Origin of the sequence: Micromonospora olivasterospora, assembly GCF_007830265.1 — a bacterium.
Classification (GTDB): domain Bacteria; phylum Actinomycetota; class Actinomycetes; order Mycobacteriales; family Micromonosporaceae; genus Micromonospora; species Micromonospora olivasterospora.
Map to the genome: position 1 here is coordinate 5,220,450 of NZ_VLKE01000001.1, position 22,936 is coordinate 5,243,385.

A 22,936-nucleotide genomic window follows, 5' to 3' on the forward strand; every position below is an offset into this window, starting at 1 on the left:
CCTCCTGCTCGGTGATGCCTCTGATGTGGTCTCCGTCGATCCTGCCGGATCGTGGTTCGTCGATCCCCGGCGGTCCCGCCAGGCCGCCGGCGTTCAGGCGGCCGGGTGGACCACGGGCCGGGCCAGCTGCGCGGCGAGCAGCGCGGGCGCCTCGGCCAGCGACGGGCCGTACCAGGTGAGATGGCGGCCGGAGATCAGCGCGCACGGGATGCCGGGGAACGCCTCGGGACCGTCGTCGACGGTGAACCGGTAGGGCTCGTCCGGCAGCACCACCAGCTCCGGCGCCGCCGCGCGCAGCTCGGCCACGGCGGGTCGGGGGTAGCGCTCGGCGTGCCCGGCGTAGGCGTTCGCGACGCCGAGCCGGCTCAGCACGTCGCCGGCGAAGGTGTCCGCGCCGAGCACCACCCACGGGCGGCGCCACACCGGCACGACCGCCCGTCGGCCCTCCGCCGGGGTCGGCCCCGTCCACGCCCGCCGGGCCGCCCGCAGCCAGCCCGGTTCGCCGGGTACGCCGAGCGCGGCGAGCAGCCCGGCCAACTCCCGGAGCGCCTGCGGCACCGTACGGGGATACGTGACGAGCACCCGCACCCCGGCCGCGCGCAGCGCGTCCGCGTCCTCCCGGCGGTTCTCCTCGACGTTGAGCAGCACGAGGTCGGGTCGCAGCTCGCGTACCCGGTCGAGGTCGGGGTACTTGCTGCCGCCGACCCTCGGCACGTCCAGCCCCGCCGGGTGGGTGCACCAGTCCGTCGCGCCGACCAGCACCCGCGGCACGGTCACCGCCACGGCCTCGGTCAGCGACGGCACGAGGGACACCACCCGCACGCCGTCCCCCCTACCGCCCGGCCGGCGCCTCGGCCGCCTCCGGGGCCAGCCGGGCGACCGGCACGCCCTCCCGGGCGGCCCACCCGACGGCGTGCCGGACGTCGGCCACGGGCAGCGGCCGGCGGGTGGTCACCGTGACCGCCGCGTGCACCGCGAAGGCCACGAACGGGTACGACTGGGCCAGCGCGGTGACCGCCTCGTGGACCTGGCCGGCCACCGCCACCGCCTGCTCCTCGGTCAGCGACGGCAGGATCAGCAGGTACTCCTGGTCCGTCAGGCGCACCGCCCGGTCGACCGGGCGCAGCGGGGCGGTGACCGCCCGGATCACTGCCTGCGCCTCCCGGCCGGTGGTGCGCCGCCCGAAGCGTTCCGGCACGCCGGCCGGCTCGTCCACCCGCACGCCCACCAGCGCGACCGGGAGCGTGCCCGAGGCGGTCACCCCGTCCGCGCCCGTCCAACGCCGCATCCCCGGCTCGTCCAGCGGCCCCGGGCCGCCCTCGGCGGGTGCCGGAGCGCCGGCGCCGGAGCCAGGGGACCGCCGCGCCCGGGCGGCCCGCTCGGCGTGGGAGAACATCAGCCGCAGCGCCGCCTCGCCGCGCGCCTCGCCGGGGGTCGAGGGCAGGTCGCTTACCCGGGCGAGGACCCCGTCCACGGCGGCCCGGACCGACGCGGGCAGCCGCTCGGCCAGCCGGTCGCGCAGCCGGAGCGCCTCGTGCAGCGCCTCGTCCCGGCGGAACCCCCACCATCCCTCGAAGATCCGGCCGGACTCCAGCGTGGCGGCGGGCTCGACCTCCGCCCGGTCGTACGCGACCAGGGCCGCGCCGAACCGGGGGGTCAGCGCGACGACCGTCCACTCCCGGGCCAGGTCCTCCGCCTCGTCCAGGACCACCCCGCACAGCCCCGCCGGCAGCGCCTCGGGGCACTGCCCCGCCACGCCCACCACGGTCGCCGCGGCCGTCTCCGCGATCCGGGCGTAGACCGGAAGTTCCCGCTCGAGGTACGGCAGCCGCTGGAACAGCGCCATCACCAGCAGCGGGCCGTCCTCGGCGGTGGCCAGCGCGGCCTGCTCGACGGCGTGGGAGACAGCGACGAGGCTGCGCTTGGTCAACAGTTCCGGAGGCCCTCCACTGTGCACGGGCTGAGCCTAGAGAACCCGGTCGGCGACCGCGCGCGGCGGTCCCGTGCCCCGTGCCGCGACGCGGGCGGCCCGCGTCGGCGGGGCGACTTCGGGGCGGCCTAGACTCTGGCCGTCGACGGCGACGGATGGGTACGGGCGGATGACGAGCACCGGCAGTGACGACGGCTCCCTACTGCGCCCGCTCGTGGCGTCGACCGGCCGCGGGCCGGTCCTCGTCCGCGGCGGCCACCTGGTGTACGCCGCCCGGCGGCTCGCGGAACTGCTGCACGGCCGTCCGCCCGGGGTCACCGGTCACCAGTGGAACTCGGCCGGCCGGGAGTCCTTCGACTACGTGGTCTGCGCCGGCGACACCGGGCGCCCGCTGTTCGCCGTCGAGTTCGGGGCCCCGACGGCGGCCGACCCCGCGGCCGAGCGCGGCGAGCGGATGAAGAACGCCGTGTGCGCGGCGGTCGGTCTGGAGGTGCTGCGGATCGCCTCGCCCACCCTGCGCGCGGCCGACCACGGCCGCCGGGTCGTGGAGTACGTCATCGACGCGCGCGGCTACGCCGCGGCCGTCGGGCCCGAGCCGGAGCACGTCGATCCGGTGGAGGCCGCCCCGGTCGCGTTCCGCGACATCGTCGGCCGGCTGCCGGACGGGCGCAGCGGGCACGTCAACGATCTCGGCGCGCTCGCCCGGGCCGCGGCGGTGGAGGCGTACGTGGCCCGGCGGTTGGCCGACCCGATCGTCCGGGGCCTGCACGTGTGCTGGACGGACGGACCGGCCGAGGGCTGGAGCTGGGTCGAGGTGTTCCCCGGCCGCTGCCTGGTGGAGCGGGTGGAGGTGTGGGAGCACCGCTTCTCCTGCGGCGTGGACCCGGGCCGGCTCGCCGAGGACCTGGCGGCCGCGGCCGTGGGCGAGCGGCTGCGCGCCCTGGACGCCGCCGGGCCCGACCTGATGGCCCGGGAGCGGCTCGACCGCGACATCCGGCGGCTGCGGGAACGCGGCGGCGAAATGCGGGACGGCTTCGGCTTCGCACATCTCTGCGCCTGAGTCCTATTCGGACCGGCGCCGATTCCCGCCGCCGGGTCGAGCCTTCCCGGCGCCGCCGTACTCCAGCCGGCACCGGACAGGATCTTCCCCACCGACCGTCCGGCGTGGACGACCGGGCGGAAATGTCATCGTCGGTCGTCGACCTACGGGCCGCCCCTCCGTGCTGGTCATCGTCGATGCGTCCCATCGGGGTTCCGCCCGTCCCCCGGCTCACGCCGCAATCCACCGACGGAGCGGGCCGACCAAAACGCCGGCCTTCGACGTGGTGGGCATCCGGGTGGGCTGAGCCGGCGGCGCGGTCGCGAGGACGAAAGCGGGGCCGCCCGGGTCAACCCGACCGGCCCCGCGCCGTTTCCCAAGCCCGCCGGCCCGCACCTGCCGTGGAATTTGCGTCGGGCGAAAAACCCGGGTCAGCTGGTCCCCCAGCGTGACCCTGGCGTGCCCGATGCTGATCCGCTCGGCGGATCAGCGGTTCTTGTAGGCCTCCACGACCGAGACCGGGATCCGCCCACGGTCGGAAATCTCGTACCCCTTCTTCGCGGCCCATTCCCGGATGGCGCGGTTCTGCTCGCGGTCCATTCCCGAGACGGCGGGCCGACCCGCGCGGCGGGTCGCGCGGCCGGTGTCCACCGGCCCTCGACCGATGCGCCGGCCAGCGTTGATGTAGGGGTCGAGCGCCTTGCGCAGGGTGCCGGCGTTCTCGTCGGAGACATCGATGGTGTACGCCACGCCATCGAGGCTGAACTCGACGGTCCGATCCGCCTTACCGCCGTCGAGGTCGTCCGTCAGAACGGTGATTACTTTCCGGGCCATCGCCAATTACTCCTTGTGTGGGGCGGGGTGTGCTAAGAGTTTGACCTATCCCATGGCAAATCCGCAAGAATATGCCCCGTTTCCAATCGGCGCGTCGAGTTAACGGCCGCCGATTCCCGCGCCCATGGTGGAATTGCCAGTGTCGCGCGCGCCCTTCGGCCGGTCGCACCCGGCCGCCGCCGAGTGCCGTGGATCACATCCGGGAAGAAGGGGGGTGCCGCGTGACTTGAGCCTGACACGCTCAACTCAACGCGATAGCAGGTGTTCGATGGCTACCCTTCCGGTACTTCCACTGACCGACGCCGTCCTGCTGCCCGGCATGGTCATCCCGGTGACCCTCGACCCGACCACCCAGGCCGCGGTCGACGCGGCCCGCGCCACCGGCGACAAGAAGCTGCTCGCCGTGCCCCGCATCGACGGCGACTACGGCCCCGTCGGGGCCGTCGCCATGATCGAGAAGGTGGGCCGGCTGCCCAGCGGCGAGCCCGCCGCCGTCATCCGCGGCCTGTCCCGGGCCCGGATCGGCTCCGGTGTGCCCGGCCCCGGCGCCGCCCTCTGGGTCGAGGCGACCGAACTGCACGAACCCGCCCCCGCCGGCCGGGCCCGGGAGCTCGCCCGCGAGTACCGCGCCCTGATGACCTCCGTGCTGCAACAGCGCGGCGCCTGGCAGGTCATCGACGCCATGGAGCGGATGACCGACCTGTCCGAGCTGGCCGACGCCGCCGGCTACGCGCCCTGGCTCAGCCTCGCGCAGAAGACCGAACTGCTCGCCGCGCCCGACGTCACCGCCCGGCTGGAGCTGCTGGTCGGCTGGGTGAAGGACCACCTGGCCGAGCAGGAGGTCACCGAGCGGATCAACACCGACGTCCGGGAGGGGCTGGAGAAGTCGCAGCGCGAGTTCCTGCTCCGCCAGCAGCTCGCCGCCATCCGCAAGGAACTCGGCGAGGACGAGCCGGACGGCTCCGCCGACTACCGGGCCCGGGTCGAGGCCGCCGAGCTGCCGGAGAAGGTTCGCGAGGCGGCGCTGCGCGAGGTCGGCAAGCTGGAGCGGGCCAGCGACGCCTCCCCGGAGGCGGGCTGGATCCGCACCTGGCTCGACACGGTGCTGGAGATGCCGTGGACGACGCGTACCGAGGACAACACCGACCTCGACGCGGCCCGCGCGGTGCTCGACGCCGACCACGCCGGCCTGGCCGACGTGAAGGACCGCATCCTGGAGTACCTCGCGGTGCGCGGCCGCCGCGCCGAGCGCAACCTCGGCGTGGTCGGCGGGCGCGGCTCCGGTGCGGTGCTCGCCCTCGCCGGCCCGCCCGGCGTCGGCAAGACCAGCCTCGGCGAGTCGATCGCCCGGGCGCTCGGGCGCAACTTCGTCCGGGTCTCGCTCGGCGGCGTACGCGACGAGGCGGAGATCCGCGGCCACCGGCGCACGTACGTCGGCGCGTTGCCCGGCCGGATCGTCCGGGCGCTGCGCGAGGCCGGCTCGATGAACCCGGTCGTGCTCCTCGACGAGGTGGACAAGCTGGCCGTCGGCTACGCCGGCGACCCGGCCGCCGCCCTGCTGGAGGTGCTCGACCCGGCGCAGAACCACACCTTCCGGGACCACTACCTTGAGGTCGATCTCGACCTGTCCGACGTGCTGTTCCTGGCCACCGCCAACGTCGTCGAGACCGTCCCCGGCCCGCTGCTGGACCGGATGGAGCTGGTCACCCTCGATGGCTACACCGAGGACGAGAAGGTCGCCATCGCCCGGGACCACCTGCTGCCCCGGCAGCGGGAGCGCGCCGGGCTGACCGCCGACGAGGTGACGGTCGCCGACGAGGCGCTGGCCCGGATCGCGGGGGAGCACACCCGGGAGGCCGGCGTCCGGCAGCTCGAGCGGGCCCTGGCGAAGATCATGCGCAAGGTCGCGGTGGCGCTGGCCGCAGACCCGGCCCCGGCACGCGTCGACGCCGAGAACCTGACCCGCTACCTGGGCCGGCCCAGGTTCACCCCGGAGTCGGCCGAGCGGACCGCCGTGCCCGGCGTGGCCACCGGCCTCGCGGTCACGGGCGCCGGCGGCGACGTGCTGTTCATCGAGGCGACCAGCATGGAGGGCGAGCCGGGGCTGACCCTGACCGGTCAGCTCGGCGACGTGATGAAGGAGTCGGCGCACATCGCCCTGTCGTACCTGCGCTCCAACGGGCGGCGGCTCGGGCTCGATCCGAACGCCCTCGCCGGGCGGCGGATCCACCTGCACGTCCCGGCGGGTGCGGTGCCCAAGGACGGCCCCAGCGCGGGCATCACCATGGTCACCGCGCTGGCGTCGCTGGCCAGCGGCCGACCGGTACGCCCCGAGTTCGGGATGACCGGCGAGGTGACCCTCTCCGGCCGGGTGCTGCCCATCGGCGGCGTGAAGCAGAAGCTGCTCGCCGCCCACCGCGCCGGCCTGACCGAGGTGATCATCCCGGCGCGCAACGAGCCGGACCTGGACGACCTGCCGGCCGAGGTGCGGGCGGCGCTGACCGTGCACACCCTCGCCGACGTCGCCGACGTGCTCGCCCTGGCGCTGCGCCCGGCCGACCTCGACGCCGGCTCGCTCGAGTCGCCCGCCCTGGCCGCGTCCTGACAGGCGCACTCCGACGCGGAGCGCCCGCCCCGGGTGGGGCGGGCGCTCCGCCTGGTCGGAGGCCGGCCTGCTCCACGGGCCGGCCGTGCACCGCCTCAGCGCTGATCGCGTCGCCGGTCGCCGCCGTCCGAGCGTCGTTCCCGGCCCCCGGTACGGCGGTCGCCGAGGTCGCCCTCCCCGTCACGGTCGCGGCGGACGGTCGCCTTGCGCCCCTTGATGGTGCTGCCCCGCAGCCCGGCGATGACCTCCTCGGCCAGCGCGTACGGGACCTCCACCAGGGAGAACCGGTCGGCGATCTCGATGGAGCCGATGTCCCGCCCGCTGACCCCGGTCTCCCCGGTGATCGCCCCGACCAGATCCTGCGGGCGTACGCCGGCGCGCCGGCCCAGGCCGACGAACACCTGGGTCGTACCCCCGCCGTGGCCCCGGACCGGGCGCCGCTCGCGCCCCGTCGCCCCGGTGCGGGGCTCCCGGGGCGGGCGCACCGCGACCTGCGGGATCTCCTCTTCCTCCTCGGCGGCGCCGGGCAGGGTGGTTTCGTGCGCCAGCTTCACCGCCGCGAGCGCGACCTCCATCAGGTCGAACTCGTCCGACAGCGACTCGACGATCACCCGGTACGGCTCCAGGTCGTCCTCCAGCAGGCTCTCGCGCAGCGCCGCCTGGGTGAGCTCCAGCCGCCTGGTCCGCAGGTCGGCCACGGTGGGGATCTTGTCGACCGTGATCCGCTGCCCGGTCACCCGCTCGATGGTCTTGAGCATCCGGTGCTCGCGCGGCTCGGCGAGGGTGATCGCCACCCCCTCGCGCCCGGCCCGGCCCACCCGGCCGATCCGGTGCACGTACGACTCGGGGGCCGACGGCACGTCGTAGTTGACCACGTGGGTGAGCTGCTCCACGTCCAGCCCCCGGGCGGCCACGTCGGTGGCCACCAGCAGGTCGGCGGTGCCGGCGCGCAGCCGCCCCATCACCCGGTCCCGCTGCTCCTGGCTCATCCCGCCGTGCAGGGCCTCCGCCCGGTACCCGCGCCCGTTCATCGTCTCGGTGAGCCGGTCCACCTCCTCCCGGCTGCGGCAGAAGACGATCGCCGCGGTGGGGGACTCCACGTCCAGGACCCGGCCCAGCGCCGCCGGCTTGTGCGCCCGCGTGACGATGTACGCGCTCTGCCGCACCCGCGGCGCCTCGCCGGCCACCGGCCGTTCGCGCTCGATCTGGATGCGCACCGGGTCGGTCAGGTGCTGCCGGGCCATCCCGTCGATCCGCGACGGCATCGTCGCCGAGAACAGCACCGTCTGCCGCTGCTGCGGGGCGTGCTCCAGGATTGCCTCGATGTCCTCGGCGAAGCCCATGTCGAGCATCTCGTCGGCCTCGTCGAGCACCACCGTGGCCAGCTCGCCCAGCCGCAGCGTGCCCCGGGCGATGTGGTCCAGCGCGCGCCCCGGGGTGGCCACCACCACGTCGACCCCGGCGTCCAGGGCGCGTAGCTGCCGGCCGATCGGCTGGCCGCCGTAGATCGGCAGCACCCGGGCGCCCAGGTCCTTGCCGTACCGGTGGAACGCCTCCGAGACCTGCACCGCGAGCTCCCGGGTCGGCACCAGCACCAGCGCCACCGGGTCACCGCCGGCCCGGCCGTCCGGCATCCGCTGCAGCAGCGGCAGCGCGAACGCCGCCGTCTTGCCCGTGCCCGTGGCCGCCTGACCCAGCAGGTCCCGGCCGGCCAGCAGGGGAGGGATCGCCTCGCGCTGGATCGGCGTCGGCTCCTCGTAGCCGAGCGCGGAGAGGGCGTGCAGCAGCTCGGCGCGCAGGCCGAGGTCGACGAATGCGCCCCCGTCGTCGGGGCCGCCGAAGGCGGTGGGGTCGGTCGGTGTTGGTGCGGAACTCATGCCACAAGCCTTTCATCACCGCCCCGGCGCCGTTCCGGCGACCGGCCCCCAACCGTCCGGGAAACCGCGCCCCCCCGGCGGCCCGGACACCGGCCGGGGCGCTCGTGGCGGCGTCCGGCTACGGCGGCACTACCCGAACGGCCAGGCCGACTGGCCGGATGAGGACGGTTCCCACGACCGGGGGCTGCGGGATCGGCCCGGTTCCGTGAGACTGGGGGCAAGGGCCTCTTCCGACCGGAATCGAGGCCCGGGCGGACGGCCGGGGTGCCGCACCCACCCCGGCCGTCCAGCTCTTCATCAGGTGCCGGCGTAGAAGCGCACGTAGTCGAACTCCGCCGTCACCGCCGGCTGGGCGCCGCCGTGCGCGACCAGGCCGATCCGGGGCGTGGTGTCCGCCGGGAACGTCCACACCCCGCCCCAGGTCCAGGTCCGGCCGTCCCGGCTGGAGCCGGCCCGGAACTCGTGCTCCCCGGTGACCGGGTCGACCCGGTGGGCCAGCCGCAGCCAGGTGGTGGTCGCCGGGGCGCCGACGATGTTGCCCCCGTACACCGGCTGGCCGGCGAAGGGCAGCTCGTAGCCGTACTCCACCTGACGGGTGTTCCAGATGGCCACCTGCGCCAGCCGGGCGAACCGGTCGTCGTCGACGTACGCGACGAGGCCGGCCTGCTGGTAGTTGCGGACGGTCTCCTCGCCGAGGTCGAGGGTCACCCTCGTCTCGACCACGTAGTCGCCGGCGGGCGCGTCGCGCAGCAGCACCCCGGCGGTGTTGCCGGTGCCGACCAGGTCGCCCCCCTGCACCGGCCAGCGCAGCGCGCCGCCGGAGACGGTGGCCGACGCGTCGGGCCGTACCCACCGCCACGCCGGGTCGAGGCCGCCGTCGAACTCGTCGGACGCACCCGGCAGGGGCGCGCCGGCCCGCGGCGGGGCGACCGCCAGGCGCGCCGCGCGGTGCAGCCGGGCCGCGCTGACGTTGTCGAACTCCGCGTCCCCGCCGGTGGCGGCCAGGGTGAGCGGGCCGGTCGCCGGCCGGGACAGCCGCAGCGACACCACGGCCTCCTGGTCGCCGAGCCGGGCCGGGCTCAGCTCGACCACCAGGTCGCGCCCGCGTACCTCGACGGCCAGGTTGTGGCGGTCGGCGGCGGCGAATCCGGCGGGCAGCGCGGCGGTGACCACCCGGTCGCCGTCCCGGGCGACCAGCCGGCCGCCGGTGCCGATCCAGCGGTTGCCGTTCTGGGCGAGCACCGGGGTGCCGCCGGCCCGGGAGGCGTCCAGCCGCAGGCCGTCCCGGTCGACGAACGGGCCGCGCGGGCCGCGGGCGCGGCCGACGTGGACGGAGTAGCCGGTCGCCGGGCCGGCGCAGCAGTTCGCGGTCGAGGCGAACAGGAGGCGCTCCCGTCGTTTCTACAACGTTATATTCAACGTTGTAGAAGTCGGCTGTTCGGCGCCCCGCGCCGATCGCCCATCCGCCCCGCCCCGCCCTGCCCTGCCCCGCGCTCGCCGTCTGTCGACGCCGTGGCGGCCCGGCGACGCCGCGGCCGGGGCGGCTGCGCCGTCGTACGCCGAGGTGCAGGGGCCTGGGCGGGCGGTGGTTCGTCCCCGGCCGCGTGCGGAGGGCCACTCGACGCCCTTCCGGGGGTCGATAGGAGGATTATTCGTACTCTCCCCCCTCGTGCCGATTACGGTGAGTTTCGGGTCGCCCACACCGAGTTGTACCGGGAGAGAGGACCAGACGATGCGAGTGCCCAGCCGAAGTCCTGGCCAGCCCCCCGGTACGCCCCTCGCCGCCGCACCGGCCCACCGGCTGCCCGCGGAGGGCGCCCGGCAGCCGGTGCCCGCCGCCACCCCCGACCTCGACGCCTACCGGGCCGCCGTGGCGGACCTGCTGGTCGAGGTCACCGCCCTGGCCGACCCGGCGTCGACGACGGCCCGGCAGGTGCTGCTCGACGAGCGGCTGCGGGAGCCGGCGATCGCCGCGGTGCTCGACGCCACGCCGCAGGGCCCGATCGGGGCCCGGGAGACGCTGCTGCTGGAGATGGCCCGCTACCGGCCGAACCCGCGCAGCTCCGCCGCGGACCTGACCGCGCTGGTCCGGATCTACCTCCTCTCCCGCATCGACGTGATGTGGTGGCGCGACGCCCCCGCCTTCCGCACCGACGCCCAGGTCCAGGCCAGCCCGGACCTGGTCGACCTGGAGTGGCTGCGCCGCCGCGACCTGCTCCGGTTCCGCTACCAGGAGCAGCCCGTGACCCTGCTGGGGCGCGGCGTGCGCGCGGCGCGCCGGCAGCTGCTGCCGGACGCCCGGCCGCGCACCGCCGGGCTGCGGTTCCGGCGCGCCCGGCGGGAGGTGATCGCCCTGCTCAACGACATCGGCCGCGAGTTCGCCCGGCTCGCCCCGCCCGCCACCCCGCCGCTGTGGGTGACCAGCCTGGTCCGCAGCGCCGAGTACCAGTACCAGTTGCGCCGCCTCGGGTACTCGGCGATGGTGCCCAGCGGCCACTGCCTCGGCTACGCCGTCGACGTGGAGCTGGCCTGGTTCGCGCGGTTCGGCGTCCGGGACGCATTGGCCCACCTGCTGCTGGCCCGCCAGCGCGCGGGCGAGGTCAACGTGGTCGACGAGGGCCAGACCTGGCACCTGTGCCTGTCGCCCGCCGCCCGGCCGCGGTTCCGCCGGGCCTACGAAGCCGAGATGGGGGCCTGACCGGTGTGCGGCATCGCCCTGAGCGTCGGCCCCGAGGCCGACCCCGCCACCTTCCGGCGGATGCTGGCAGCCCTCGCCCCGCGCGGCGAGATGACCGAGACCCGCCAGGAGGCCGGGCTGCTGGCCGGCACCCGCCGGCCGCGCGTCGTCGACCCGGACCGGGCCGTGCAGCCCTGGGTCTCCGCCGACGCGCGGTTCGTGCTCTGCTACGACGGCGAGGTCTTCAACCACCGGGACCTGCGCGCCGAGCTGGCCCGCCTCGGCCACGCGTTCCGCAGCGAGAGCGACGCCGAGGTCGTGCTCGCGGCGTTCCTGGCGTGGGGCGAGGACGCGGTGACCCGGCTGCGCGGCGAGTACGCCTTCGCCGTGGTCGAGCGGGCCACCGGGCGGACCTACCTCGCCCGCGATCCGCTCGGGGTCAGGGCGCTGTACTGGTCCCGCGTGCCCGGCTGCCTCCACCTGGCCACCGAGGTCAAGGCGCTGGTCGGGTTCCGGTCGCCGATCGGCGAGGTGCCGCGGGGGCACCACGGCTGGGCCGAGCCGGGCGGCCGGTCCTGGCCGCACCCGTACGTCGACCTGCTCACCCCCGGCGAGGGGCTGCCCGCGGTGGGCGACCCGGACGAGTCCGCCGTGCTCGTCCGCGCGGCCCTGCGGGACAGCACGCGGGTGTGGCTGGACACCACCTCACCGTCGGTGTGGCGCTCTCCGGCGGGCTCGACAGCGCACCCGCCCTGCTGCCCGCACGCGAGCTGCCCGCGCACCGGCCACCGCACCCCGGTGGGGTGACCGGCGACTGGAGAGGGGTGCCGCTCTCTACCGCAGGCCCTGACACGGGTCCTCCCATCCAGCAATGGCGTGGCACGGCCCGGGCGGGGTACAGAGCGCCGCATGGCGGAACTGGACGCGATGGTGGTCGGGCAGGTGGCACGGGACCTGGTCCTGCTCGTGGACGAGGTGCCGGGGCCCGCCGGCACGGCGCCCGCGCGCCGGCGGCGGGAACTGCCCGGCGGCAAGGGCGCCAACCAGGCGGTCGGCCTCGCCCAGCTCGGCGCGCGTCCCGGCCTGCTCGGGGTGGTCGGCGACGACGACATCGCCGAGCGGCTGCTGGCCCGGGCCCGCGCCGACGGCGTCGACGTGCGGGCGGTGCTGCGCCGGGCCGGCACCCCGACCGGGCTGATCCTCGACCTCGTGGACGCCGGCGGCCGGTGGCGGTACGTCGAGGACCTGCCCGAGCCGACCCTGCTGACCGAGGCGGACGTGACCGGCGCGGCCGACGCGCTGCGCGCCGCCCGGGCGGTGCTCGTGCAGCTCCAGCAGCCGCCGGCCGCGGCGATCGCGGCGGCCCGGATCGGCCGGGCGGCCGGCCGGCGGCGGCGGGGGCCACCGTCGGCCACCCCGGCGGCCGGCCCGCCCTGACCCGCGAGGCGATCGAGGAGCAACTGGCCCGCATCCCGGCGCGCTGACCCGGGCCGTCTGTTCGGACGTCCCCGACGTGGTGGACAACGTTCGATGCCTGCCCTACCGTTCAGGCATCATGCGTAGGACGTTCCTGGGCGCCGGCCTGGCGGTGCTGCTCGCCCTCACCGCCTGCTCCGAGTCCGCGCCGACTGTCAACGGGGCGACGCCCGCCGGCGCACCGACCGCCGCCGGCACGCCGACCGCGTCGCGGCAGAGCGCCGCCGAGGCCGAGCAGACCCTGGCCAGCCTGCGCCGGGTCGACGACCTGCCGATGTACGAGATGACCTTCGTCGGCGACTACGACCCGACCGTCGGCACCGACGCCGCGCCGCCCAGCCCGTTCGGGTGCTCGCTCTTCGTCGCCCGGGGCGACCGTGACCGGCCCCTGTTCGCCCGCAACTTCGACTGGGACGCCAACCCGGCGATGGTGCTGCGCACCGACCCGCCGGACGGGTACGCCTCGATCTCGCTGGTCGACATCTCGTACCTGGGGGTGGGCGACGACCCGACCGGTGACCGGCGGCTGCTCAACGCGCCGCTGCTGCCGTTCGACGGGATGAACGAGCGTGGGCTGGCCGTGGGCCTGGCCGCCGACGACGGGGCGAGCGCCCGGCCCGAGCCGGGCAGGTCGACCGTCGGCTCGGTGCGCATCCTGCGGCTGGTGCTCGACCAGGCCGCCACGGTCGACGAGGCGGTGACCGTCTTCGGGCGGCACAACCTCGACTTCGAGGGCGGGCCGCCGCTGCACTATCTGCTCGCCGACGCCACCGGCGCGTCGGCGGTGGTGGAGTTCGTCGAGGGCGGGATGCGGGTCGAGAAGGGCCAGGGCAACTGGCAGGCGCTGACCAATGTGCCGGTGGTGGGCGTGCCGGAGGGGAAACGCCGCAGCGACCACCGGTACGGGGTGCTCGCGGCCGCGCTGTCCGCGGCCGGCGGGGTGGTCGACCACCCGGCCGGGCTGGAGCTGCTCAACGACGTCCGGCAGTCGCACACCCGCTGGTCCGTCGCGTACGGCCTGCGCACGGGTGAGGTGCACGTCCGCACGGCGGGGGGGACCCTGCGCCGGTACTCGCTGCCGCTGACCCTGCCCTGACGTGCGCTGCCGTCCGCACCGGCCAACTGTCGCTGGGGCGGCGCCCAGTTCGTCCAGGAGCGCCCGGCCCGTACGCTGGGTGACCGTGAACCGGGAAATCTTCGGCCGTCCGTTGCGCAGCGTGGCCTTCGACGTGGCGGTCGCCGGCTTCGTGGTGCTGTTCGGCCTCGCCGGGGCCGCCAACCAGCCGGGCGGCTGGTGGGCCACCCTGGTCGGGGCGGGGATGGCCGTGACGCTGCTGTTCCGGCGTACCCATCCGTCGGCGGTGGCGGCGGCCGTCGCCGCGCTCGCCCTGGTCCAGGTGGCCTTCGGCTGGGGGCCGCTGGCCTTCGACGTCGGCGTGCTGATCGCCCTGTACAGCGTGGTGAAGTACGCCGAGAAGCTGCGCGACGGCGTCCTCGCCGGCATCGTGGCCGCGGTCGGGGTGGTGCTGGGGGCCCTCCAGACCCGGGGCGAGGTCGCCTGGTGGGCCTCGGCCATCTGGCTCGCCCTGATCACCGGCGCCGTCTGGCTGATGGGGCTCAACGTGCGCACCCGCCGGCTGTACGTGCTCAGCCTGGAGGAGCGGGCCGCCACGCTGGAACGCGAGCGGGAGGCCGAGGCGCGGGCGGCGGTGGCCGAGGAGCGCACCCGGATCGCCCGCGAGCTGCACGACGTGGTGGCGCACAGCATGGCCGTCATGATCGTGCAGGCCGACGGGGCGCGGTACCTGTTCGACCGGGACCCGGAGACCGCCCGGGAGGCGGTCCGGGTGGTCGCCGACACCGGCCGGCAGGCCCTCGAAGAGATGCGGCGGCTGGTGGGCGTACTGCGGGAGCCGAGCCCGGCCGAGCCGCCGGGCGTCCCCGCCGCGACGCCCGCGACCGACGGCGGCGGGACCCCGGGCCTGTCGGCGGAGCCGGCGCACCGGCGCCCGGCGCTGGTGGAACTGCCCGACCTGCTGGACCGGTTCCGCGCAGCCGGGCTGCGCATCGACTGGGCCGTCACCGGCGAGGCGCCGTCGCTGCCCCCCGGCCTGGAGCTGACCGTGTACCGGGTGGTGCAGGAGGCGCTGACCAACGCGCTCAAGCACGCCGGGGTCGGCGCGACCGTCACCCTGAGCCTCGACCACACCGGCGAGGCCGTCGAGGTCCGGGCCGTCGACGACGGGCGTGGCCGGCCGCCGGTGCGGCCCGCGCCGTCCGGCGGGCACGGCCTGGTCGGCATGCGCGAGCGGGTGATGGTGTACGACGGCAGCCTCACCGCCGGGCCCCGCCTGGCCGGCGGCTGGCAGGTCGAGGTGCGGCTGCCGCTACCGTCGACGACCGGGACGGAGGTGGCAGCGTGAGGCAGTCGCGAGCAGAAGGTAGGACGGCATGACGGTCCGCGTGGTGATCGTGGACGACCAGGCGCTGGTCAGGGCGGGATTCCGGATGGTGCTGGACTCCCAGCCCGACCTGGCCGTGGTCGGCGAGGCGATCGACGGTGCCGACGCGCTGCGGGTGCTCGACCGGGTCGAGGCGGACGTGGTGGTGATGGACATCCGGATGCCGACCATGGACGGGGTGGAGGCCACCCGGCGGATCTGCGCCGGCCGCACCGGCGACCGGCCCGGGTGCTGGCGCTGACGACCTTCGACACCGAGGCCGACGCGTTCGCCGCCCTCCAGGCCGGGGCGAGCGGGTTCCTGCTGAAGAACGTGCCGCCGGAGGAGCTGCTGACGGCGATCCGGGTGGTGGCCGAGGGCGACTCGGTGGTCGCCCCGTCGATCACCCGTCGACTGCTGGACCGGTTCGCCGGCCAGCTCGGCCCCGGCCCCGCCGAGGACCCGCGGCTGGCCCAGCTCACCGAGCGGGAGCGGCAGGTGCTGCTGCTGGTCGCCCAGGGCCTGTCCAACGCGGAGATCGCCGCGCGGGTACACGTCGCCGAGGCGACCGTGAAGACCCACGTCGGGCGGATCCTGGCCAAGCTCCAGCTCCGCGACCGGGTGCAGGCGGTGGTGCTGGCGTACGAGAGCGGCCTGGTCACCCCCGGCGGCTGAGCCCGCGTACGACCCAGGTCGTACGCGGGGGCACCGGCGGGGCCCCCGCGGGCGCACGGAGGTCGGGCGCGCGGGTGGACGCGGGTGGGGCGCCGCCGCTCATAGCGTCGGAGACGTCCCAGTCACCGTCTTCCACGGGGAGCACCACGTGTCCGTCGCACCTCCCGCGTTCGCCGCCGCCGGCGTCGCGGTCACCGCCCGCGGCCTGCGCAAGGAGTACGGCTCCGGCCAGGCGAGGGTCGTCGCCCTGCACGGCGTCGACGTCGACTTCGCCGCCGGCCGGTTCACCGCCATCATGGGCTCGTCCGGGTCGGGCAAGTCCACCCTGATGCACTGCCTGGCCGGCCTGGACCAGCCCACGGCCGGTTCCGTGCGCATCGGCGACGCCGACACCGGCCGCCTCGACGACAAGCGGCTCACCCTGCTGCGCCGGGACCGGATCGGCTTCGTCTTCCAGAAGTTCAACCTGCTGCCCGCGTTGAGCGCCGAGGAGAACATCGTGCTGCCGCTGGCCATCGCCGGCCGCCGGCCGGACCCGGCCTGGCTGCGGCAGGTGGTCGCCGCCGTGGGCCTGGCCGACCGGCTCCGGCACCGGCCGGCCGAGCTCTCCGGCGGCCAGCAGCAGCGCGTCGCGGTCGCCCGGGCGCTGATCACCAAGCCGTGGGTCGTCTTCGCCGACGAGCCCACCGGCAACCTCGACTCCCGCTCCGGGGCGGAGGTGCTGCGGCTGCTCCGCGAGGCCGTCGACACCCTCGGCCAGACCGTGGTGATGGTGACCCACGACCCGGTCGCCGCGGGCCACGCCGACCGGGTGGTCTTCCTCGCCGACGGCCGGCTGGTCCGCGACCTGGCGGCGCCGAGCGCGGAGGCGGTCCTCGACGCGCTCGCCCACCTCGAGCCGGCCCCGGCCCGCGCGGCGGGGGTGACCGGCCGATGATCCGCCTGACCCTGCGGACGATGCGCGCCGACGCGGTGCGGCTGCTGCTGTCCACCCTCGCCATCGTGCTCGGCGTCGCCTTCATCGCCGGCACGTTGATCTTCACCGACGGGATGAAGGCCGGCGCGTACGCTCGCGCGGGCGCCTTCGACCGGCACACCGACCTCGCCGTGTACGCCGAGAAGACCCCGATCCCGCCCGCGCTGGTCGAGAAGGTGCGCGCGGTCGACGGGGTGCGCGCCGCCGACGGCGAACTGACCGGCACGGCCGGCGTGGTCGGCTCCGACGGGCGACCCGTGCTCGGCTTCGCCGTGCTCGCCGCGATCCCCACCGACCCGGCCCTGCAGTCGTACGACGTGGTAGCCGGCCGGCTGCCGCAGCGCACCGGTGAGCTGGTGCTGGACGCGCCCACGGTGGCCGAGGAGGGCTTCGTCCTCGGTGCTCCGGTGAGCGTCGGCGGCAGCGGAGGAGCGGCCCGCCCGTACACCCTGGTCGGCACGGTCGACGTGGCCGGCACGACCCGGGACGTCGGCGGCCCGTTCATCGGCCTGGCCGGCCCGGACGCGCTGGCCGTCGGCGCCGACAAGGGCTACGGCCGGATCGTGGTGGCCGCCGCGCCCGGCGTGTCCACGGCGGAACTGGCCGACCGGGTGGCGGCGGTGGCCGGTCCCGGCGTGACCGTGAAGATTCGTCAGGCGATCCTCGACGATGCGGTCGACGATGCGGTCCGCGACCTGAAGCAGTTCAACCTGTTCCTGCTCACCTTCGCCGCGGTCGCCGTGCTGGTGGCCGGGTTCGTCATCGCCAACACCTTCGCCATCGTGCTCGCCCAGCGCACCCGGCGCACGGCGCTGCTGCGGCTGGTCGGCGCGACCCGGGGTCAGGTGTTCCGGGCGACCCTGCTGGAGGCGGCGGCGACGGGGTTCGCGGCGTCGGCGCTGGGCGTGCTCACCGGTGTCGGCCTGGCGGTCGGACTGAACGCCCTGATGGCCGCGGTCGACCTGCCCCTCGCCGCCGGCCTCACGGTCACGGCGCCGACCGTGCTGCTGTCCCTGCTGCTCGGCACGGGCATCACCGTCGGGGCCGCGGCCGCCCCGGCGTGGCGGGGCACCCGGGTCGCGCCGGTGGCCGCGCTCACCGACGCGGCGGTCCAGTCCACCCGCCGGGCCGGACGGGTCCGGCTGGCGGTCGGCGCGCTGGTCTTCGCCGCCGGCGTGGCCGCCCTGATGGGGGCAGGCGTGGTCGGCCAGGTGTTCCTGGTGGCGGCCGGCGGGGTGTTCACCTTCTTCGGCATCGTGTTGTTCGGCCCGGTGCTGGTGCCGGCGCTCGTGCGTGTCCTCGGCTGGCCGGCCCGCCGGCTGTTCGGGGCGACCGCCGGGCTGGCCGTGGCCAACGCCGTGCGCAACCCGCGCCGCATCGCCGCCACCGCCACCGCACTGGTCATCGGCATCGGCCTGGTCTCCGCGTTCGTGGTCGGCGCGCGCAGCGTCAAGTCCGGCATCGAGCAGGCGGTCGACCAGCAGATCGGGGTGGACTTCCTGGTCACCGGCATCGGCGGGGACCTGCCGCCGACCCTCCCCGCCGAGCTGGCCGCCCGCGACGAGCTGGGCCTGGTGCACGAGCAGCGCGACCGCGTCGCGGACGGCATCGAGCTGCGCTCCGCCCATCCCGCGCTGGTCGGGCGCACGCTCACGGCCGTGGACTCCGGCGACGTCGGCCGGCTCGCGCCGGGCCGGGTGCTGGTGCACCGGGAACTGGCGCGGGCGAAGGGCTGGGCGGTGGGCGACACGATCACCCTGGCCGGGCAGCCGTTCACGGTGGCCGCCGTGGTCGCCGCCGACGGGCCGGCGCTGGCCGGCAGCCCCGTGCCCGCCGGGCACCAGGTCGAGGTGGTCGACGCCGACTTCGCCCGGCTCTTCCCGACCGAGCGGGGCTACCTGGCGCAGGTCGACCCGGCCGACGGCGTGTCGGCGGAGCGGGCGCGGAAGGCGATCGAGTCGGTGCTGAGCCGGTACCCGACGGTGAACCTGATGGACCAGGCGGCGTACAAGAGGATGCTCACCGGCACGGTGGACATGCTGCTGGCGTTCGTCACCGCGCTGCTCGGCCTGGCCGTGGTGATCGCGCTGGTCGGCGTGGCGAACACGCTGAGCCTGTCGGTGGTGGAGCGGACCCGGGAGAACGCCGTGCTGCGGGCCGTCGGGCTCACCAGGGGCCGGATGCGGGCCATGCTCGCCGTCGAGGCGGTGCTGATGGCCCTGGTCGGGGCAGTGCTCGGGGTGGGCCTCGGCACCGGCGTCAGCGCCGGCGCGATGGCGGTGTTCGCCCGCATCGGCGGCGACTTCACCCTGGTGCTGCCGTGGGACCAGCTCGGGCTGATCCTCGGGGTGGCGGTGCTGGCCGCGCTGGCCGCGTCGGTGCTCCCGGCCCGCCGCGCCCTGGCCCGCCCGGTCGTGGAGTCCCTCGGCGCCGAGTGACCCGGAAGCCCCCTGTCACATCGTCCGAATGTGACAGGGGGCCTCCGGTCTGTCAGAGACGCTCGACGACCGGACCCCGGCAGCGGTTACGGGTGTCGAAGACGTACCGGGCGTGGCGTACGACCAGGTCGTAGTCGAGGCAGTCGTGGTCGGTGACCACCACCACCGCGTCGGCCTCGCGGACCTCGCGCTCGGTCAGCTCGACCACCGTCACGCCGCCGGGAATGTGGTGCGGCTCGGCGTACGGCTCCACCGCCCGCACCTCCGCGCCCAGGGCCCGCAGCCGGCGGGCGACGTCGACGGCGGGGGAGTCGCGCATGTCGCCGGTGTTCTTCTTGTACGCCAGCCCGAGCAGCAGCAGCCGCGCCCCGCTGACCGCCCGGCCGGCCCGGTTCAACCCGCCCATGATCCGCTGGGCGACGTGCTCCGGCATCTCGTGGTTGACGTCGTTGGCCAGCTCGATGAACCGGAACTGCCGGCCCAGCCGCCGCTTCACCTGCCAGGACAGGTAGCACGGGTCGATCGGCAGGCAGTGCCCACCCACGCCGGGGCCGGGGCGGAACGACATGAACCCGAACGGCTTGGTCTCGGCCGCCTCGATCGCCTGCCAGACGTCGATGTCCAGGTGGTGGCTGAGCACCGTCAGCTCGTTGATCAGCGCGATGTTGACCTGGCGGAACGTGTTCTCGATGAGCTTGGTCAACTCGGCGACCCGGGTCGAGTCGACGGGCACCGTCCGCTCGACCAGCCGTCGGTAGAACGCGTCGACCCGCCGCCGGGACGCCTCGTCCACCCCGGAGACCACCTTCGGGGTGTTCTCCAGACGCCAGGTGGGGTTGCCCGGGTCGATCCGCTCGGGGCTGTAGCCGAGGTGGAAGTCGCCGGGGCTGGTGAGCCCGCTGGCCGACTCCAGCAGCGGCCGCAGCAGCTCCTCCGTGGTGCCGGGGTAGGTGGTGGACTCCAGGATGACCACGCATCCGGGCCGCACGTACGGGCCGATGCCCACGCCGGCCTGCTCCACGAAACTCAGGTCGGGGGTGCCGTCGCGCAACGGGGTGGGCACGGTGATCACGCAGCTGTCGAAGCCCTCGGCGTCGGCGTACTCGCTGGTCGGGCGGTACCGTCCGCTGCGCAGCGCCCGGCTGAGCCGGTGGGTCGGGATGTCCTCGACGAACGACTCGCCGGCGGCGAGTCGCTTGACCCGGTCGGCGTCGACGTCGAGGCCGACCACGTCCATGCCCGCCTCGACGGCCCGCACGGCCAGCGGCAGGCCCACGTATCCCTGGCCGATGACGACCAACTTCTCAGCGCTCACCCGTGCTCCCGTAGCAGACGATGGAACGTGCCGCTCGTCAGCCTAGGAGACTATCTGCGCATTTAGTCCGATTTGGTGATTCTGGGGCGTGTGGGGGTCAGGCGTTGCCCGCCAGTGGCCCCTGCTCCGTGTCCGCGGTCGTCGGCGGCGTCGCGGTCGGACCGGTCGGTTCCTCGCTCGGCGGCGGGCCGGCCGGGTCCTCCGTTGCGGGCGGCGGGTCCGGCGACTCGGACGGATCCGGCGTCGCGGACGGCTCGGGCTCGGCCGTCGCGCTCGCCCCGGCGCTGGGCGTCGCCTTCGACGAGCCCGAGGGGCGCCCCCGGCCGGTCGGCCGGTCCGTCCGGTCGCCGTCGGGCTCCTCGGTCGCCGCCGCGTCGTCGACGCTCCCGCTCGGCACCGCCGCCGGCGTGGTCGGCCTGAGGTTGGTGGCGGGAGAGTCCGCGTTCTTGGCCGCGCCGAGGGCCGCCCCGAGCGCGGCCAGCGCCACCAGCACCGCGGCGAGCGCGCCGACGAGCGTGCCGCGGCGTGCGCCCCGGCGGGGCGGCTCGCCGCCGGACAGGGCCGCGACGCCCGCCGGCGACAGGTCGTCGCGGGTGGTGCCGCCGGCCCCGGCCGCCCCACGCAGCGTCACCGGGACGGTGGCGGTGGGGGCGGAGCCGTCCGCGATCGTGGCGCGGGCGGCCTCGGCCATCGCCGCGCCCGTGGGGAAGCGGTCCGCCGGGTCCTTCGCCAGGGCCCGGGCCACCAGCTCGCGCACCGCCGCCGGGATCTCGCCCGGCAGCTCCGGCGGCTCGTCGTCCAGGTGCCGGACGGCCACCTGGAGCGGGTTGTCGCCGGTGAACGGCGGCTCGCCGGTCAGGCAGCAGTACGCCACCGCGCCCAGGGCGTAGATGTCGGTGGCCCCGGACACCGGACGCCCGGCCGCCTGCTCCGGCGCCATGTAGAGCGCCGTGCCCGGCACCGCGTTGGTGCTGGTGATGCTGGTGACGTTGGTCGAGCGGGCGACGCCGAAGTCGACCAGCACGACGCTGCCGTCCTCCTGCACCAGCAGGTTGCTCGGCTTCACGTCGCGGTGCACGATCCCGCCGGCGTGGGCGGCGTGCAGCGCCTGCGCCGCCTGGGCGACGATCGACATGGTCTCGGCCACCTCGAGGTGACCGGACGCCTCGATCCGCCGGGACAGGGGCTCGCCCTCGACGAACTCCATGACCAGGTAGTCGGCCCGCCCGCCGTCGGACAGGTCGTCCTGCCCGACGTCGTAGACCTGGACGATGCCGGGGTGCCGCAGGGCGGCCATGATCCGCGCCTCGGCGCGGAACCGGGCGATGAAGTCGGGGTCGGAGACCAGCGCCGGCAGCAGGACCTTGACCGCGACCTGCCGGCCGAGGATCTGGTCTGTGCCCCGCCAGACATCGCCCATGCCGCCGGTGGCGACACGGTCGTCCAGGCGGTACCGACCGCTGAGTACGACTCCCGAAGACAACACCGCACTACCGTACCCAGAGCGGGCGCGGCCCACGCGCCCCGCTCCGGTCAGCCGGGGACGGAGACGCGGGACCGGAGGGACGGCGCGCCGCCGGGCAAATTCTGTGACCCGTTCCTGACTGTGGGTCGCGATCGGCGGGCGGGCGTGCCACGGTACCCGCGCCGGCGGGCGGCGAGAGCGTCCCATCTTCCCGGCGGCGGGCGTCCTTTCGGCCTCCCGTGTTACATCGACCCGCCGGCCGGGCGGGTTGATTATTCTCACTCTTCTCTCGACGGGCGTCGACTTGTCGGTCCGGCCCTCCGCTCCTAGCGTTAGCGCGACTCGGGCCGCCCCGCCGCACGTCCAACGGCGGCCGTACCTCGTGGTGAGTCCAGACAAACCCCGCCCGAGGCATACGGTGTCGGGCGTGATCAAGGTCGGCGGGGGGCTGATGGCAGGGGAGGAGGTCCGGCCGCCGGACCGGGGCGTCGCGGTGCCCGCCGCCGGCGTGCGCGCCGGGGCCCGGACGACGGAATCGGCGTGTCCATGAGCGACGAGTTGAGCGAGGCGGTCGGCGCGGCGCAGGCCGGCGACGAAAACGCCTTCCGCTTCCTCTACCGGCGCCTCCAGCCCGGCCTGCTGCGCTACCTCACCGCGCTGGTCGGTGCCGACGCGGAGGACGTCGCCTCCGAGACGTGGCTGCAGATCTCCCGCGACCTGCCCCGCTTCGCCGGCGGGGAGTTCCGGGCCTGGACCGTCACCATCGCCCGCAATCGGGCCATGGACCACCTGCGCCGGCAGCGCCGCCGGCCCGCGCTGCCGGTGCCCGTACAGGCACTCACCGACCTCGCCGGCGACGCCGACACCGCCGAGCGGGCCGGCGAGACCATCGGCACGGAGGCCGCGCTCGCGCTGATCGCCACCCTGCCACCCCGCGAGGCCGAGGCCGTGCTGCTGCGCGCGGTGATCGGCCTGGACGCCGAGAGCGCCGGCCGGGTGCTGGGCCGCCGCGCCGGCGCGGTGCGTACGGCCGCCCACCGCGGGCTGCGGCGGCTCGCCGCGATGATGCAACGCCAAGACTCGCCCCCGGCCGCCGCGCCGCGCGCCACGGCGCCCCGACCCCGTGCGGGACGGGGCCGGCCGGCGTCGGGCTCGCCCGTCGAGCGGGCGGACGGATGACTTGACATC

16 protein-coding genes and 2 pseudogenes are annotated in these 22,936 nt (G+C 75.6%); 11 read left to right on the forward strand and 7 right to left on the reverse strand.

Features of this window, described 5'->3' with window-relative positions; translation table 11 throughout:
- Positions 1 to 93: 93 nt before the first annotated feature.
- Together JD77_RS23990 and JD77_RS23995 are read right to left on the reverse strand one after the other, a co-directional pair.
- Entirely contained in the window at positions 94 to 822 is a 729-nt protein-coding gene (locus JD77_RS23990) for a helical backbone metal receptor (RefSeq protein WP_145776273.1), read from the reverse strand.
- Positions 823 to 832: 10 nt separating this feature from the next.
- Positions 833 to 1,957: a DICT sensory domain-containing protein gene (locus tag JD77_RS23995; protein WP_145776274.1), complete on the reverse strand. Its 1,125-nt coding sequence runs from the start codon at positions 1,955 to 1,957 to the stop codon at positions 833 to 835.
- 142 nt (positions 1,958 to 2,099) lie between these two features.
- On the opposite strand from JD77_RS23995, the gene JD77_RS24000 reads away from it, so the two are divergent.
- A complete protein-coding gene (locus JD77_RS24000; RefSeq protein WP_145776275.1) occupies positions 2,100 to 2,990 on the forward strand; it encodes a DUF2726 domain-containing protein in 891 nt (296 codons plus the stop codon).
- 465 nt (positions 2,991 to 3,455) lie between these two features.
- On the opposite strand, the gene JD77_RS24005 is transcribed toward JD77_RS24000, so the two are convergent.
- Positions 3,456 to 3,803: a histone-like nucleoid-structuring protein Lsr2 gene (locus tag JD77_RS24005; RefSeq protein ID WP_145776276.1), complete on the reverse strand. Its 348-nt coding sequence runs from the start codon at positions 3,801 to 3,803 to the stop codon at positions 3,456 to 3,458.
- 268 nt (positions 3,804 to 4,071) lie between these two features.
- Here JD77_RS24005 and lon point away from each other — a divergent pair, with 268 nt between their 5' ends.
- Entirely contained in the window at positions 4,072 to 6,408 is a 2,337-nt protein-coding gene (gene lon, locus JD77_RS24010; protein ID WP_145776277.1) for an endopeptidase La, read from the forward strand.
- A 95-nt stretch (positions 6,409 to 6,503) separates the two neighbouring features.
- On the opposite strand, the gene JD77_RS24015 is transcribed toward lon, so the two are convergent.
- Complete coding sequence (locus JD77_RS24015; RefSeq protein WP_145776278.1) at positions 6,504 to 8,285, reverse strand: DEAD/DEAH box helicase; 1,782 nt, start codon at positions 8,283 to 8,285, stop codon at positions 6,504 to 6,506.
- Between the two features lie 297 nt (positions 8,286 to 8,582).
- Positions 8,583 to 9,527 carry a DUF1349 domain-containing protein gene (locus JD77_RS24020; RefSeq protein WP_246140882.1) on the reverse strand — a complete coding sequence of 315 codons (945 nt, stop codon included), beginning with the start codon at positions 9,525 to 9,527 and terminating at the stop codon, positions 8,583 to 8,585.
- A 490-nt stretch (positions 9,528 to 10,017) separates the two neighbouring features.
- Between JD77_RS24020 and JD77_RS24025 the strand changes: the two genes are divergently transcribed.
- The 8 genes and pseudogenes from JD77_RS24025 to JD77_RS24060 all read left to right on the forward strand — a co-directional run bounded on the left by JD77_RS24025 (position 10,018) and on the right by JD77_RS24060 (position 18,968).
- Positions 10,018 to 10,983, forward strand: coding sequence for a hypothetical protein (locus JD77_RS24025; RefSeq protein WP_145776279.1), 966 nt, complete (start codon positions 10,018 to 10,020; stop codon positions 10,981 to 10,983).
- Positions 10,984 to 10,986: 3 nt separating this feature from the next.
- Positions 10,987 to 11,735, forward strand: a pseudogene (locus tag JD77_RS24030) (asparagine synthetase B family protein); the annotation flags it as partial.
- 136 nt (positions 11,736 to 11,871) lie between these two features.
- The gene (locus tag JD77_RS24035; protein ID WP_145776280.1) at positions 11,872 to 12,399 is read left to right on the forward strand and encodes a PfkB family carbohydrate kinase; all 528 of its coding nucleotides are present in this window, start codon (positions 11,872 to 11,874) and stop codon (positions 12,397 to 12,399) included.
- A gap of 118 nt (positions 12,400 to 12,517) precedes the next feature.
- The gene (locus JD77_RS24040; RefSeq protein WP_145776281.1) at positions 12,518 to 13,534 is read left to right on the forward strand and encodes a linear amide C-N hydrolase; all 1,017 of its coding nucleotides are present in this window, start codon (positions 12,518 to 12,520) and stop codon (positions 13,532 to 13,534) included.
- Positions 13,535 to 13,613: 79 nt separating this feature from the next.
- On the forward strand, positions 13,614 to 14,861 hold the full coding sequence (locus tag JD77_RS24045; protein WP_145776282.1) for a sensor histidine kinase: 1,248 nt from the start codon (positions 13,614 to 13,616) through the stop codon (positions 14,859 to 14,861).
- 28 nt (positions 14,862 to 14,889) lie between these two features.
- Positions 14,890 to 15,554: pseudogene (locus JD77_RS24050) on the forward strand (response regulator).
- A gap of 148 nt (positions 15,555 to 15,702) precedes the next feature.
- Positions 15,703 to 16,491, forward strand: coding sequence for an ABC transporter ATP-binding protein (locus JD77_RS24055; protein WP_145776283.1), 789 nt, complete (start codon positions 15,703 to 15,705; stop codon positions 16,489 to 16,491).
- Positions 16,488 to 18,968, forward strand: a complete 2,481-nt coding sequence (locus JD77_RS24060; protein WP_145776284.1) for an ABC transporter permease — start codon at positions 16,488 to 16,490, stop codon at positions 18,966 to 18,968. The genes JD77_RS24055 and JD77_RS24060 overlap by 4 nt, the downstream gene beginning before the upstream one ends.
- Positions 18,969 to 19,020: 52 nt before the next feature.
- Here JD77_RS24060 and JD77_RS24065 read toward each other — a convergent pair whose 3' ends face one another.
- Positions 19,021 to 20,283 (reverse strand): nucleotide sugar dehydrogenase, encoded by a 1,263-nt coding sequence (locus tag JD77_RS24065; protein WP_145776285.1) that lies wholly within the window; start codon positions 20,281 to 20,283, stop codon positions 19,021 to 19,023.
- A gap of 97 nt (positions 20,284 to 20,380) precedes the next feature.
- A complete protein-coding gene (locus tag JD77_RS24070) occupies positions 20,381 to 21,769 on the reverse strand; it encodes a serine/threonine-protein kinase (RefSeq protein WP_211372649.1) in 1,389 nt (462 codons plus the stop codon).
- Between the two features lie 525 nt (positions 21,770 to 22,294).
- On the opposite strand from JD77_RS24070, the gene JD77_RS24075 reads away from it, so the two are divergent.
- Positions 22,295 to 22,927, forward strand: a complete 633-nt coding sequence (locus tag JD77_RS24075; RefSeq protein ID WP_145776287.1) for an RNA polymerase sigma factor — start codon at positions 22,295 to 22,297, stop codon at positions 22,925 to 22,927.
- The last annotated feature ends 9 nt before the right edge of the window (positions 22,928 to 22,936 follow it).

Coding starts and splice junctions, on each gene's coding strand:
- lon (WP_145776277.1), top strand. CDS start 4,072: ATGGCTACCCTTCCGGTACTTCCACTGACCGACGCCGTCCTGCTGCCC.
- JD77_RS24035 (WP_145776280.1), top strand. CDS start 11,872: ATGGCGGAACTGGACGCGATGGTGGTCGGGCAGGTGGCACGGGACCTG.
- JD77_RS24025 (WP_145776279.1), top strand. CDS start 10,018: ATGCGAGTGCCCAGCCGAAGTCCTGGCCAGCCCCCCGGTACGCCCCTC.
- JD77_RS24040 (WP_145776281.1), top strand. CDS start 12,518: ATGCGTAGGACGTTCCTGGGCGCCGGCCTGGCGGTGCTGCTCGCCCTC.
- JD77_RS24015 (WP_145776278.1), bottom strand. CDS start 8,285: ATGAGTTCCGCACCAACACCGACCGACCCCACCGCCTTCGGCGGCCCC.
- JD77_RS24000 (WP_145776275.1), top strand. CDS start 2,100: ATGACGAGCACCGGCAGTGACGACGGCTCCCTACTGCGCCCGCTCGTG.
- JD77_RS24075 (WP_145776287.1), top strand. CDS start 22,295: ATGAGCGACGAGTTGAGCGAGGCGGTCGGCGCGGCGCAGGCCGGCGAC.
- JD77_RS24005 (WP_145776276.1), bottom strand. CDS start 3,803: ATGGCCCGGAAAGTAATCACCGTTCTGACGGACGACCTCGACGGCGGT.
- JD77_RS24060 (WP_145776284.1), top strand. CDS start 16,488: ATGATCCGCCTGACCCTGCGGACGATGCGCGCCGACGCGGTGCGGCTG.